Source organism: Variovorax rhizosphaerae (assembly GCF_037889975.1).
Taxonomy (GTDB): Bacteria; Pseudomonadota; Gammaproteobacteria; order Burkholderiales; family Burkholderiaceae_C; genus Variovorax; species Variovorax rhizosphaerae.
Genome location: NZ_JBBKZT010000003.1, coordinates 404,191 through 418,299, shown reverse-complemented (window position 1 = coordinate 418,299; position 14,109 = coordinate 404,191). Strand labels below are relative to the sequence as shown.

The 14,109-nt window shown below is 66.6% G+C and carries 10 protein-coding genes; 3 read left to right on the top strand and 7 right to left on the bottom strand.

All coding sequences use genetic code 11. The features are described 5' to 3' along the window. Positions 1-8: 8 nt before the first annotated feature. Complete coding sequence (locus WKW82_RS08560) at positions 9-4,721, bottom strand: beta strand repeat-containing protein (protein WP_340341841.1); 4,713 nt, start codon at positions 4,719-4,721, stop codon at positions 9-11. Between the two features lie 376 nt (positions 4,722-5,097). Next, complete coding sequence (locus WKW82_RS08555; RefSeq protein WP_340341840.1) at positions 5,098-6,225, bottom strand: tRNA nucleotidyltransferase/poly(A) polymerase-related protein; 1,128 nt, start codon at positions 6,223-6,225, stop codon at positions 5,098-5,100. Positions 6,226-6,430: 205 nt separating this feature from the next. Here WKW82_RS08555 and WKW82_RS08550 point away from each other — a divergent pair, with 205 nt between their 5' ends. Next, entirely contained in the window at positions 6,431-7,159 is a 729-nt protein-coding gene (locus WKW82_RS08550) for an OmpW/AlkL family protein (protein WP_340341839.1), read from the top strand. A 7-nt stretch (positions 7,160-7,166) separates the two neighbouring features. Here WKW82_RS08550 and WKW82_RS08545 read toward each other — a convergent pair whose 3' ends face one another. From WKW82_RS08545 to WKW82_RS08535, 3 genes are all read right to left on the bottom strand, one after another. Further along, positions 7,167-7,862, bottom strand: coding sequence for a glutathione S-transferase family protein (locus WKW82_RS08545; RefSeq protein ID WP_340341838.1), 696 nt, complete (start codon positions 7,860-7,862; stop codon positions 7,167-7,169). Positions 7,863-8,071: 209 nt separating this feature from the next. Then, complete coding sequence (locus tag WKW82_RS08540) at positions 8,072-8,623, bottom strand: MgtC/SapB family protein (RefSeq protein ID WP_340341837.1); 552 nt, start codon at positions 8,621-8,623, stop codon at positions 8,072-8,074. Positions 8,624-8,741: 118 nt separating this feature from the next. After that, a complete protein-coding gene (locus tag WKW82_RS08535; RefSeq protein WP_340341836.1) occupies positions 8,742-10,745 on the bottom strand; it encodes a lytic transglycosylase domain-containing protein in 2,004 nt (667 codons plus the stop codon). Positions 10,746-10,754: 9 nt separating this feature from the next. On the opposite strand from WKW82_RS08535, the gene WKW82_RS08530 reads away from it, so the two are divergent. Continuing rightward, a complete protein-coding gene (locus WKW82_RS08530; RefSeq protein WP_340341835.1) occupies positions 10,755-11,372 on the top strand; it encodes a 5-formyltetrahydrofolate cyclo-ligase in 618 nt (205 codons plus the stop codon). Positions 11,373-11,570: 198 nt separating this feature from the next. Here WKW82_RS08530 and WKW82_RS08525 read toward each other — a convergent pair whose 3' ends face one another. Both WKW82_RS08525 and WKW82_RS08520 read right to left on the bottom strand, forming a co-directional pair. After that, the gene (locus WKW82_RS08525; RefSeq protein ID WP_340341834.1) at positions 11,571-12,578 is read right to left on the bottom strand and encodes a Bug family tripartite tricarboxylate transporter substrate binding protein; all 1,008 of its coding nucleotides are present in this window, start codon (positions 12,576-12,578) and stop codon (positions 11,571-11,573) included. Between the two features lie 69 nt (positions 12,579-12,647). Next, complete coding sequence (locus WKW82_RS08520; RefSeq protein ID WP_340341833.1) at positions 12,648-13,631, bottom strand: LysR substrate-binding domain-containing protein; 984 nt, start codon at positions 13,629-13,631, stop codon at positions 12,648-12,650. A 126-nt stretch (positions 13,632-13,757) separates the two neighbouring features. On the opposite strand from WKW82_RS08520, the gene WKW82_RS08515 reads away from it, so the two are divergent. Further along, positions 13,758-14,069 carry a DUF2917 domain-containing protein gene (locus tag WKW82_RS08515; RefSeq protein WP_340341832.1) on the top strand — a complete coding sequence of 104 codons (312 nt, stop codon included), beginning with the start codon at positions 13,758-13,760 and terminating at the stop codon, positions 14,067-14,069. The last annotated feature ends 40 nt before the right edge of the window (positions 14,070-14,109 follow it).

The following is a 14,109-nucleotide window of genomic DNA, read 5'->3' as shown; positions in this document are numbered from 1 at the left end:
TTCACTCCTTACCACTGGAATCCGGCACCGGCGGCGATGCCGGCCTTGCCACGCGTGTTCACCGTGCCGCTGAGCTTGACGATCCAGCGGCTGTTGTCCGACAGCTTCGAGATGCCGACCGCCACCGCGGCCTGGCCGTCGAATGCGCCCACGCCTGCAGACATCATGCTTTTGCCTGGCAGGATGGACTGGGGCAGGTTGGCCATCGCCATGGCGCCTGCGGTGCCCGCGCTCGCATCCTTCGTCGCGCGGTCGAGGTTCGCCTGCACCTGGCTGACACGTGCGTCGGTGTACTGGTTGGCGCTGGCGATACCGGCATTCAACTGGTTCACGTTGACGGCATCGGTACCGGCCACACCCGCCGCGACGTTGTGCACGGCCGTCGGAGCGCCGCCCGCCTCGCCGCCCAGGCTCACGCTGTTGTAGTTGACGGTGCCATCCTGGTTCTTTTCGTACTTGACCGCGGTGGCCTGGCCTGCCCTCAGTTGGGCCACGTTGACCGCATCGGTGTCGTCCGTGCCGGCGCCGACGTTGGTGATCTTGTTGCCAGCCACATCAAGCCCGCCCTTGAGCGTGGTGGCGCCCGCGACGTTCAGCGTGCCGCCGACGTTGACTGCACCCGTCGTGGTCACCGAACTGAAGGAAGGCGCATCCGCCATCTGGATCTGGACCTCGTTGCCGACCACGACCGTCTTCAGGTTGGCGCCGCTGTAGGTGCCGGTGTTGCCGGCGAAGGTGATCGGCGTGTTGCCCAGCGTGGTCACGGTGTTGCCGAGATTGGTCACGTTGGTGTTGGTCGCGTTCAGCTGGCTGCCGTTGACGGCGTCCGTGCTGGTCGGGCTGAGCGTGCCGGCGGCGACGTTGGTGACCTTGGTCGGGCCGCTGCCTGCCGGGTTGAGCGACACGCTGTTGTAGTTCGGGCTGCCGTCCGGGTTCGTGTCGTACTGGACCGCGGTGGCGTTCGCAGCGGCGGTGGCGGCCTGGCTGACAGCCTTCAACTGGGCGACGTTGACACCATCGGTGTCCATCGCGCCGGCGGACACGCCGGTCATGCGGCGGTTGCCGATGTTGACTTCACTGGTGGCGATGCCGCCGACCAGATAGCCAGCCGTTCCGAGCGTGCTGCCATCGGCCACCGAACCGGCACCGAGGGCCACGCTGTTGACAGCGCTGGCGGTCGCGCCACGGCCCAGGGCCAGGGCGTCGGCGGCCGAGCTGGTCGCGCCGTAGCCGACGGCCGTCGATCCCGGTGCCTTCGCATAAGAGTCGATCTGCGGCAGGCCTGCTTCGTTGGTGCGCACATAGCGGATGCCCATGCCGTTGACATCGGTGTACGCGTTGCTGGTGTCGCCGGCCACGTTGGTGATGGCGTTGCCCATGTTCGTCAGCGCCGTGTTGGTCGCGTTCAACTGACTGCCGTTGACGGCGTCCGTGCTGGTCGGGCTGAGCGCGCCGGCGGCCACGTTGGAGATCTTCGTCGGGCCGGAGCCTGCCGGGTTCAGCGAGATGCTGTTGTAGTTGGTGCTGCCGTCCGGGTTGGTGTCGTACTTGACCGAGCTGGCGGTGGCGGCTGCGGTGGCGGCGTTCATCTGTCCCACGTTCACGCCGTCGGTGTTGGCCGTGCCGGCTGCCACGTTGGTGATCTTGTTTCCAGCCATGTCCAGGCCGCCATTGAGCGTGGTCGGGCCGGCGACGGTGAGCGGGCCGCCCACGTTGACGGCACCGGTGGTGCTCAGCGAGCTGAACGCAGGTGCGTCCGCCATCTGGATCTGCACTTCGTTGCCGACCACGGTGGTCTTCAGGTTGGCACCGCTGTAGGTGCCGGCCGTGGTGGCGGCGCCGGTGATCTGCAGCGTTTCACCCAGCTTGCGATCGACGCTGCCGGTGTTGCCGGCGAAGGTGATCGGCGTGTTGCCCAGCGTGGTCACGGTGTCGCCGAGATTGGTCACCGTGTTGCCCAGGTTGGTCACGTTGGTGTTGGTCGCGTTCAGCTGGCTGCCGTTGACGGCGTCCGTGCTGGTGGCGCTGAGCGTGCCGGCTGCGACGTTGCTGACCTTGGTCGGGCCGCTGCCGCCGGGGTTGAGCGACACGCTGTTGTAGTTGATGCTGCCGTCAGGGTTGGTGTCGTACTTGACGCCAGCCGCCGCCGTGTTTGTCACACTGGTGTTGAGTGCCGACAGTGCATCGCCCACGTTGTTCTGGCTGGTCGAGCCGGCGACGTTGCCGCCCTGGTTGATGTTGTTGATCGTGTAGCTGGGCGCCGAAATGGCGCCGGTGCTGTTGTCGTAAGTGGATCCACCCCCCAGGGCTGCAGCGGTGGTTGTACCTTGCGCGTCAACGCCCTGGACCACGGAATACAGCTGGGATCCGTTGATGGCGTCCGTGCTCTTGGACGAGATGACGCCCGCCGCGACGTTCTGGATTTGGCGCTTGTAGTCGTAGTACCCGCCGCCGAGCGACAGCACGCCGTCTGCGGGGTCGGCGATCCCGGCGGCCGTTGCGCCATAGAGCGCAGTGACGCCGGTGTTCGGGGCTGCAGTGACGGACCGCGAACCGAGCGCGATATCGTTGGCGTTGCCTGCCGACGCGCTGTAGCCCAGCGCCGTGGCGGCTTGCCCCGCTGCGCGGGTGTCATAGCCGAATGTCGAGGCATTCGTCCCCGTGGCACGGCTGCCGTATCCGAACGACGACGCACCGCTGGTGGCCGTGGACTGGCTGCCGGCGGCCGTGCTCGCTCCTCCTCCGTCCAATACCTTGGCGGCATAGCCAAATGCGATGTCACCGGAATAGGTCGTACCGGTGCCGGAGTCGGCACCAACGCCAATGGCGATGCTGCCGTTGCCGGTGGAGTTGCTGGCCGCGCCCATGGCGAGGGAGAACTGATTCGTGGCCTTTGCGCCGTTGCCCAGCGCAAGACTGCCGCTGCCGCTCGAGTTGGTGCCATTGCCGATGGCGAAGGCGCTCTGACCGGTCGACGCGGCATTGTTGCCGATGGCAACGCCGTTCAGATTCGTCGCCTTGGCATTGGCACCGAGGGCCACACTGTTGATCGCGCTGGCGGTGGTGTCGCGGCCCAACGCCAGGGCGTTGGCGGCCGAGCTGGTCGCGTTGTAGCCGACGGCCGTCGATCCCGGTGCCTGCGCATAGGCGTCGAGTTGCGGCAGGCCTGCTTCATTGGTGCGGACGTAACGGATGCCCATGCCTTTGGCATTGGTATACGTGGTGCTGGTGTCGCCCGCCAGGTTGGTGACCGCGTTGCCGAGGTTGGTCACGTTCGCGTTGGTCGCGTTCAACTGGCTGCCGTTGACCGCATCGGTGCTGGTCGGGCTGAGGTTGCCGGCGGCCACGTTCGACACCTTGGTCGGGCCGCTGCCTGCCGGATTGAGCGACACGCTGTTGTAGTTGACGCTGCCGTCGGGGTTGGTGTCGTACTTGACGGCACTTGCCGCCGTGTTCGCCACGTTGTTGTTCAGGGCCGTCAACGCGTCACCCACGTTGTTCTGCGTGGTCGGACCGGTGTTGTTGCCGGCCGTGTTGATGTTGTTGATCGTGTAGCTGGGCGCCGAGACGGTACCCGTGGTGTTGTCGTAGGTGCTGCCGCCGCCGAGTGCCGATGCCGTGCTGGTGCCCACGGCGTCGACGCCCTTGACCACCGAGTTCAGCTGGGAGCCGTTGATCGCGTCGGTGCTGGTTGCCGAGATGACGCCTGCCGCGACGTTCTGGATTTGCCGCTCGTTGCCCAAGGTGCCGACGGAGACGGTGCCCGATGCAGCTTTGGCGATGCCTGCGGCGGTTGCTCCGTATTGGGCCGTTGTACCGGTGTTGGGGGCAGCGGTCGTGGAGCCGCTACCGAGCGCCACGTCGTTGTCGTTGCCGGCAGTCGTATTGGCGCCAAAGGCCACCGAGCGATTGCCCGTTGCAATGGACTGACGGCCGAATGCTGAAGCGAGATCTCCAGTAGCCTGAGAGAAATAGCCGAACGCGGCAGATCTGTTGCCGCTTGCAATTGCATTGACACCAAAGGCGGTAGATGCCGGTCCGGTGGCCTGTGAGTAACTGCCGAAGGCCATTGCAGGCGTCCCACCACCTCCGCCGCTGGCCTTGGCGGCGATCCCGACAGCAAGGTCATTTTCATTTTGGGCGCTGGCCGCGGTGCCGATCGCGACTGTGTTGACCGCATTCGCGATGGATCTTGCACCCAGCGCCAAGCTTTCTGCTCCGAGAGACTTGGCGCCGACGCCAATTGCACTGGAACTGTTGCCCGCGGCGCTGGTCGCGCTATCGCCAACCTGGAAATGATTTGTGTAGATCGTGGTCGTCGAATTGGTATATGCAGCGTCGCCCAGCGTGATATTCGACGCGTTCGGCGTGTCGGCACTGCCGACGAAGTAATTGCGAATGGGCTGGCCCGCGCCGCCGCCGCGCAAGACCATGTTTTCGCCGGAGCCGCCTGAATCGGAGTTGGCCGTGAACGTCAGGCCTCTGCCCGAATCCGACTGGCAAGCCATGGCGCCGCCGGTGTTCGTGCACAACAGCGACTGCGCTTGTGTGTCCGGTGTGAGGGCGAATACGCCAGTCAGCGCCGCGATCATGGCGGTGACGCGCGGCTTGGCCATCACGCCGCCACCGCGGCTGGATTTCCCGCGCGGCGTTGCTGTTTCGCTGACGGCGACCCATGCGCCGACCTTGTCATTCCAGATGCTTTTGAACGTCTTGTTCATTTCTTCAACCTAAGTTTGATTTGCCCTCAATGGGGACCATGTGAATGAGTTTTTTGCCGCGGGGCGGACACAACAGATGAATTGAAAGGGCTGGCCTTTACAGTGGTGGCAACGATCATTCGCGTGGGATTCATTGGGCCATCGGCGGAACTTTCCGAATGCAGGCCGCCTCCGGATTCGCGCATCGAATCGTCTTTGCAGGGCCGCAGAAATTTCTGCACCCTTTGATCGCGCAAGGAAATTTCCCCATTGGCCATTCCCTCGCGTGAAGGAATTGGCAAAAACGGAAATGGGCCGCGCGTTGGCGCGCGTGCTGGCGGCGGTTGGCGGGCGGGGTGACGCGGCAGTCCGGACTGCCGGCGTCAATGGCGCTATGTCAGCCGAGCGCCCGGGTCACTGCGGCAATGCGCGCGCGCCGGATGGCGGCGCCGATCCCGGGGCCGGAGTTCCCCGCCAGTTGTGCCTGGTGCGCGATGGCATCGGTGGCAACGGCCAGAGTGGCCGACAGCGCCGCGCGCAGGCGCTGGCCGGCCGGGCCTGTTCCGGTGAGCCCGCAGCACTCGCAAGCGAGCAGGAGCTGCTCGAAACGCGCCGGCTTCCGGAGGGCGTCGCAGCGTTCGAGCAGGGCGACGATGTCGGCGGCGCCCAGCGACGTGCTCGTCTCCATGGCCCGGCCCTCGCGGGCGAACAGCAGCGCCAGGTCACGTTCGTCGGTCGGCGCGCGCAGGCGTTCGCACACGCCGCGCACTGAGGGTGCGGACAGCTCCCACGTGAGGCAGCCGAAGCGAACGGGCAACGGAGCTTGCAGCTGCGCCGCCCTGTCGATGGATTGAAGCCGGCCAGCGCCGGTGTCGACCCCGGGCAGCAGCCTTTGCGTCGCGCCACATTCGTTCAGCACGTCGAACATCCGCGACGGCATCGCCTCCATCAGGCCGCGCGCCAGTTCCTGCCACACGCGCTCCGGCACCAGTGCGTCGACCTCGCCGGCCTCGACCATGCCGCGCATCAGCGCCATCGTCTCCGGGGCGACGCTGAACTCGTGGAAGCGTGCGGCAAAACGCGCCACGCGCAGGATGCGCACCGGGTCTTCACGGAAGGCGTCGGTCACATGGCGCAGCACCTTGTCGCGCAGGTCGCGCTGGCCGTGGAAGGGGTCGATCAGCGCGCCGGTGTCGGTGACCCTTGCATCGGCCAGTTCAGCCGGCAGGGCGATCGCGTTGATGGTGAGGTCGCGCCGCGCCAGGTCTTCCTCGATGGTGACCTCGGGCGAGGCATGGATGGTGAAGCCCCGGTAGCCCGGGGCGCTCTTGCGTTCGGTGCGGGCCAGTGCATGCTCCTCACGCGTTTTCGGGTGCAGGAACACGGGAAAGTCGCGACCCACCGGGAGGTACCCGCGCGCCACCATCTGCTCGGGTGTGGCACCGACCACCAGCCAGTCGCGGTCGGCCACCGGCAGGCCGAGCAGGCGGTCGCGCAGCGCGCCGCCCACCAGATAGGTCCTCATACCAGATGTCATCCGACCGAGTGTAGGGGTGGGTTGTTTGCAATTTGAGACAATGTAGGTCGTTCTGGCACCAATGTGGTGCGAATCTTTTGAGCCCTCTCTGGTCGAACTGGCTTGGCCATCTCGACGCACTCCCCATCGGGGAGCCGGCTGGCACTGCCTGGCCCCGGGCTCGCAACCACGCGAAATCTCAAGGAGGATTCCCATGAAGAAAAAAACACTGCGCGCGCTCGCCGTCTCGGCCGGGCTTCTGTCCGGCAGCGCCATGGCGCAAAAGGCTGGCGACTGGGTCGTCGGCGCGGGCTGGATGCACCTGGCGCCCCAGGATTCGAGCCAGCCCCTGACGCTCACCTCACCCGTCCCGGCCGTTGTGCCCGGCTCCGGCGCGCGCGTCACGGATTCGGACACGCTGGGCCTGACGGCGATGTATTTCATCGACAGCCACTGGGCCGTCGAAGGCGTGGTCGGCGTGCCGCCCAAATTCAAGCTCTACGGCACCGGCACGCTGGAAACGGTGGGCCAGATCGGCGAAGCGCGCCAATGGAGCCCGACGGTCCTCGGCAAGTACTACTTCAACGACGGCGATGCGAAGTTCCGTCCGTATGTCGGCCTCGGCGCGACCTACGTCTGGTATTCCAACGTGAACCTCACGCCGAGCCTGCAGGGCGCGATGGGCAAGCTGCTGCACGCGCCGGCCGGCGCCACGGTGACAACGGCCAAGCTGGACGGCACCTTCGCGCCGGTGGCGAACGTCGGCGTGGCGTACCAGTTCGACCCGCACTGGGGCCTGTCGGCTTCGGTCTCCTACATCCCCTTGAAGACCACGGCCAAGCTGACAACCACGACGGTCGCCGGCTTCCCGGTGGCCACGAGCCAGTCGAAGCTGACCTTGAACCCGGTCGTGCCGTACGTGGCAGTGACCTACAAGTTCTGAGGCTCGCTCAGCGCTTGATCCGGTACGGCTCGTCGAACGCGACGAAGTCGTGCTCGACCAGCGCGGCGTCGATCCATGCCTTGACGCCGGGCAAGGCCTCGACGCGCTTCAAGTAAGCCGCGATGTCCGCCGGCACCGGCAGGGCATAGCGCGTGAGCCGCATCACCACCGGCGCGTAGTACGCGTCGGCGATGCTGAAGCGGCCGAACAGCATGCCGTCGGCATGGCTGGCCGCATGGTCGGCGAGCAGTTCACTCCACATCGAGATGATGCGCGCGACGTTGTCGCGCACACCGGCGTTGTCGCGCCAGATGATCGCGCCTTGCTCCGCCATGTCGGCCTCGATGTTCATGACGCAGGCCGAGCGCAGTGCGCCGAAACCGGCGTGCATCTCGGCGCAGATGCTGCGCGCGCGGGCGCGTTGCTTGCGATCGGCCGGCCAGAGCTGCGCCTCGGGGCAGGTCTCGGCCAGGTATTCGGCGATCGCCAGCGTGTCCCAGATGGCCAGGCCGTCATCGACCAACACCGGCACCGTGGCGTTCGGGTTGAGCGGGAGCATGGTGCGCTTGAAGACCGAGCCCTCGCCGAAGGAGTCGAACTTGACCATCACCTCCTCGAACGCGATGCCGGCCTGCTTCATCAGCACCCATGGCCGCATCGACCACGACGAATAGTTCTTGTTGCCCACGTACAGCTGGCGCATGGCTTGGACCTTTCCAATTTTTCGGAGCCCGCGATGCTAGCGCCTTGGCGTGCTCGCGTTGATGACGAAAAGCGGGCGGATTGATGCGTGCCGCTGCGACATCCTGTCGTACGACCTTGCCATCAAGCACAGAACAAGGCGGAGCGCCGCAGACAGTGCCGCAGCACGAGGCGGCCCCACGCAGTCATGCGCTTGATGGCGAGGTCGTATCAGGGGCTGCGCGTGTCCTTCGGCGCATCGTGCGGGTCGTCCTTCTCGGGCGGCACGCCCCGCACCCGCTCGATCACGCTGACGACATGGGGCACCAGCGCCAGCACCGCCAGCGCGAGCACCGCGCTCGACACGGCGGTCGTCTCGCGCCCGAGCCCGCAGGCCATGCCGATGGCCGCCGTCATCCAGAGCCCGGCGGCGGTGGTCAGCCCCTGCACCTGCTGCTCGTCCTTGCCCTGCTTGAGGATGGTGCCGGCGCAGAGAAATCCGACGCCGGCGACCAGCCCCTGGATCACGCGGCTGATGTCGGACGGGTCCATGCCGGTCTGCAACGGAATCAGCACGAACATCGCCGAGCCGATCGCCACCAGCATGTGCGTGCGCACCCCGGCCGCCTTGCCCTTTTCCTCGCGTTCGAAGCCCAGCACGAAGCCGAGCAATGCCGCGAGCGTCAGCCGCACCGCGATGCGCGTGAACTGCGCGAGATCCGGCACGTCCGAGAACTCGGCCGCGACGGTCTCGGAGATGGTGGTCCAGTGTGATGAGGCCATGGCCTCACGACTCTAGCCATCGGGGAGCCGGCTGGCTGTAGGAGCGAGGCGTTTCAGCGGCGCGTTGCGCCGTAGCGGTCGGCGGGCTCTCTGTGCCCGTTCGACAGCTCACACCTTCTCAGGGGAGGTCCTTGTTCGGCTCCGGAATCGCGGCGTCACGCGGCCCGACGCTGCCGAGCCGCGCCTTCAGCGATTGCGGCTTGCCCGTGATGATGGCGGCGTAGTTGGTGGTGTTGGCCAGCACCTTCTTCACGTAGTCGCGGGTCTCGGTAAAGGGCACGTTCTCGGCCCAGATCGCCGCTTCCATCACCGGCCCGTTGCGCCAGCTACGCGGGCGGCCCGGGCCGGCGTTGTAGGCAGCAGCCGCCAACGGCATCGAGCCGTCGAAGTCGTCCAGCGCCAGCTTCAGGTAGCTGGTGCCGATGACGATGTTGGTCTCGCGGTCGTTGATCTGGCTGGGCGTGAAGCCGGCCAGGCCGATCTTGTTGGCGGTCCACTTGGCGGTCGCCGGCATCACCTGCATCAGGCCCGAGGCGCCGACGCCCGAGCGCGCATCCATGATGAAGCGGCTTTCCTGGCGGATCAGGCCGTAGACATAGGCGGGGTCCAGCCCGATGTCGGCGCTTTTGCGCAGCACCGTGTCGTGGAAGGGCATCGGGAAGCGCTGCTCGGCATCGATCACGCCCTTGGTGCGCTCGCTGGTGTTGATGCAGCGGTCCCACACCTCGCGCTGGCAGGCGTAGTCGGCCGCGGCCAGCAGGGCGCGGTCGTCCATGCCGCCCTTGTCGTGCAGGTTGGTGGCGTAGTTCCACTCGCGCGTGCCCTCGGCGCGCAGGCCCATCGAGATGGCGTAGAGGCCGCGAACGAGGGAAGGGTTGCCGGCGGCGCTGCGTTTCTCCTCGGCGGTCAGCGGTGCGGGCCGCGTCGGCATGATGGTGCGCTGGCCGATTTCCTCCAGCGCCAGCATCTCGTAGAAGCCGCGCGTACCGGCGATGCTTTCGTACAGGCGTCGCGCTTCGGCGCGGCGGTCGTCGCCGCCGATGGCTTGCAAGGATCGGGCGCGCCAATACGCCCAAGTCGGGTCTTGCTGCGCCTCCGGGCTCATGGCGGCGGTGGCGGCCTGGACTTCCTTCCAGTTGCCCATGCGCAATGCGGCCCGGGTCTTCCAGCCGAGCATGTCGTCGCTGAGGTCGCCGTTCTTCGTCACGTTGTCGAAGTAGCCCATCGCTTGTGGCGAAAGCTTGCCCGCGGCCTGCTTGCCGATGACGCCCCAGACCCAGTTGCGCTCCTCGGGCGAGAGCATCGCGCTCCAGCGATCCTGCAGCAGCGAAGCGGCCTGGTCCGGGTCCGCCACGGCAATGCGGATGAGTGCCAGCACCACGATTTCCCGACGTGCCTTGCCCGCGACCGGACCGCTCTTGATCAGGTACTTGGCCGCGCCGGCGTTCATCTCGTCGAACTGCGGCACGGCGTCCGGAGATGCGATGAGCACAGCGCCGCGCGCTGCCCCCGGGCGATTGGCCTCGACCGCCAGCCGAGCCTTCTTCCAGGCGTCGTTCGGCGACATCATGCGGGCCGACACGAGGCGGTCGGCAGCTGTTGCGCAGCCATCGTCGGATTCGCGCTGCGCGAACCAGGTGCGTCGCACTTCGTCCGCCTGCGCCGCGGTGGGCAAGCCGCCGGCGCGCAGCATGTCGACCAGCACGGCGTAGCAACGCACCTGCCCGTCGTCGCGCATGCGGTAGCCGTCGTGCATCGAGGCGAAGGCGTCCCAGTCGCGGCGCTGGCCGAGCAGCAGCAGCCAGTCGTTGCGCAGGCGGTCTTCCTGATAAGTACCGGCGTAGCGCGTTAAAAAATCCTGCACTTCCTGGGGGCTCGCTTCCTGCAGGCGGGCTTTCAGTTCCCAATAGGCGGCCCAGGGTTCGAGGATGTGGCCGCGTGCCTGTGGCAGCAGGGCACTGAGCCGGGCCTTGTCGCCGCGCTGCGAGGCCTGCTTCATCTGCAGCAGGACATCGTCGTTCTGGTTGCTTTGCGCGCTCGCTGGCTGCGACAGAGTCGTTGCAGCCAGAACAAGAATGGAGAGGAAGGTACTCGTGGGTGCCAAAATGCTTCGGAACTGCATCGGGGGATTATGGACAAGTCAAACGGCGCCGACACCTCGGCCACTGCCAGTTTTCTCAAGCGACAGCTGCGTAATGCACTGATCGAGCAACGCCTCGCGCTGCCCGACCGTGAAGAGCGCGCCGACTTGCTGCAGCGCGTGATGCGCATATGGCTGGTCGGCCGGCCCGACACGGTGATCGGCGCGTACTGGCCGATCAAGGGCGAGTTCGACCCGCTGCCGGCGCTGCACCGCTGGAAGGAAGACGGCGAATTGCAGGGCGCACCCCAGCCGCGGCAGATCGGCCTGCCGGTGATGAATCGCCAGCACAAGACGCTGACCTTTCATTCCTGGTATCCCGGCTGCCCGATGGAGCACGATGCCTTCGACATTCCCAAGCCCAAGGACACGATGTTGATCGTGCCCACGCTGCTGTTCGTGCCCTGCCTGGGCTACAGCGCGGGAGGCTACCGGCTCGGCTACGGCGGCGGCTTCTACGACCGCACGCTGGCGACGCTGCAGCCGAAGCCGTTCACGGTGGGGCTCGGCTTCACGCAGGGCTTCCTGGACGACTTCGAGCCCGAGGCACACGACGTGCCGCTCGACGCCATCCTCAATGACAACGGCGTGGTCTGGCCGATCGGCTGAGAAGGTGTAGATATTTCTACTGCGGCCACCGATCTCGGGTCTGCGGTGTTGGCTCCGGCATGACAAGCGCTTCGCGCAGTTGTCAGCCTCGCCGCAACTTCGTTGTCACTGCACGTAAGTGCAGTTCCGCTCCGCAAACCGGCCTCCCGGCTGGCGCCCTCGCTACGAAATCTTCACACCTTCTGAGACGGCGGAGGCTCAGTCGAGCCGCGCCCCTGACGCCTTGACCATCCGCGCCCACACCGGCATGTCCCGCTTGTAGGACGCGGCAAAGGCCTCGGGCGTACCGGCCGAGACGGTAAAACCCATGGTGGCCACGCGCTGCGCGATGTCGGGTGCCTCGAAGATGGCCTGCACCTCGCTCGACAGCCGCTGCACGATTTCGCGCGGCGTCTTGGCGGGCGCACCCATGCCGATGAAACCGACGATCTGGTAGACCTCGTCGGTCAGGCCCTGCTCGAGGATCGTCGGCGTGTTCGGCAGGATCGGCATGCGCTTGGTGCCGGTCACGCCGATCAGCTTGAGCTTGCCCGTGTCGGCATGCGGCTTGGCGTTGAGCGCGCTGGCGAAGGCCATCTGGATCTGGCCGCCGATCAGGTCCTGGATCATCGCGGCCTCGCCCTTGTAGGCGGCGTGTGCCATGTCACCGTCCGCGGCCTGGCTCATGTGGGCGCCCGCCATGTGGGCGTAGGAGCCGTTGCCCCACGAACCGTACGAGAGCTTGCCCTTGTTGCTCGCGATGTACTTCATCAGTTCCGGCATCGTGCTGGCGGGAATCGAGGGGTGCACCGCCAGCGTCACCGGCGCCACCGCGATCTGCGAGACCAGCGCCAGGTCGCGTTGCGGGTTGTAAGGCAGGTTCTCGTAGAGGAACTGGTTGGTCAGCATCGACGTGGTGAGCGCCACCAGCAGCGTGTAGCCGTCGGGCGCGGCCTTGGCCACGGCATCGGTGCCGACGATGCCGCCCGCGCCGCCCTTGTTGTCGATGATCACGGGTTGGCCCAGGCGCGCCGTGAGCTTGTCCCCGACGATGCGGCCGATGTTGTCGGTCGCGCCGCCGGGCGGGTAGGGGACCACGATGCGGATGGGGCGGGATGGCCAGGCCTGCGCGTGGGCCGCGGGAAGCAGCAGCGTGGCCGCGGCGCCTGCGGCGAGGGCCAGGCATTGGCGGCGCGTGGGCGCCGAATGTGGGTTCGAAAGCGTCATGTCTCCTCCTTGGTTTGTAGGCCGATTGTCTGGCTGGACACGCAGCCAGACAACCTGGCTCAAGAAGGGTCAATCGATGAAATCGACAGTGTCCGGGTCAGGCACCTCGCCGATGGTCTCGCGCGTGATGGCGGCCTGCGCCTGCAGCCAGTCGCAGAAGGCCTTGATCTCGGCGCGCTGCGCGCCGCGCGGGCCGAGCAGCAGCCAGTAGGCCATCGGTGAGTCCATGCGGTGTTGCGGCAGCACTTCCACCAGGTCGCCATTGGCCAGGCTCTCGGCGATGAGGGAACTGCGCGCCAGCACCAGCCCCTGGCCTGTCAACGCGGCCTGCACCATTTGGTAGGCATAGTTGAAGTAGAGCCAGCGCGGCGGCTGCTCGCGGGTCAGGCCGGCGGTTTCGAACCAGCGGCGCCAGGTCAGCCATTCCAGGTGCGTGCGGTGCGCGTCGCCGGCCTCGATCAGCGTGAAGTTCACCATGTCGGCGGGCTTGCGGATGGGCGGGCTGCTCTTGATGAGCCAGGGGCTGGCCACCGGCGTGAGCGTCTCGCCGAACAGGCGCAGCGCGCCCGGCGGCATGCTGCTGGCCGGGCCGTAGCGCAGCGCGATGTCCACGTCCGCCATGTCGAGGTCCATGGCCACGTCGCTGGCGTCGATTCGGATGTCGATGTCGGGGTTGTCGCGCTGGAAGGCTTCGAGCCGCGGGATCAGCCACATCGATGCGAAGGAAGCAAAGGTGGTGAGCGACACGCTCTTGCGTCCCGCGCTCTGGCGGATCTGCCGCACCGCGCCGTCGATGCGCGGCAGTGACTGCTGCACGGCAAGCAACAGTTGCGCGCCGGCACTGGTGAGTTCCACTGCGCGCGTGTGTCGCAGGAACAGTCCGACGCCAACCTCTTCTTCCAGCGACTGGATCTGCCGGCTCACGGCCGATTGGGTGAGCGCCATCTCTTCAGCGGCGGCGCGGAAGTTCAGGTGCCGGGCCACCGCCTCGAAGGCACGCAGGTGGCCTGCCGAGATGGGGCGGGAGCGCAGGTGGGTCTGGGAATACTGCACGGCGATTGATGCGAAAACGGAATCATTAGCCTACCTCGTATTCATTGGACTGCCAACGGGGCAAGACGGATCATTCATTCCCGAATCGCGATCTTGCGAATTTCGGCAACCACTCAGGAGTCCGCCATGTCCACCGCCGTCTGCACCTCGTCCACGTCCGTATCGCTGCCCGTTCGCCCGGCCACCGTGCCGGCCGCGACGCGTCGCGGTGCGTGGCAGATTGACGCCGGCCAGGCGATCAGCCTGAAGGCCTCATCCAACAGCGTCATGCGCATCAAGCAAGGCCGCGTCTGGGTCACGCTGGATGCCAACCGCGCACATGCCAGCGAAGACCTGGTGCTCGCCCCCGGCGAGTCCCTGAAGATCGCCGCCGGCGAGCGCCTCGTGATGGAGCCGTGGGACGGCTTCGGCGCCACCTACACATGGGACGCCGCCTGAATCCAGGCCCACGAAGGTATGGAGATTTCGCAGCGAGGGC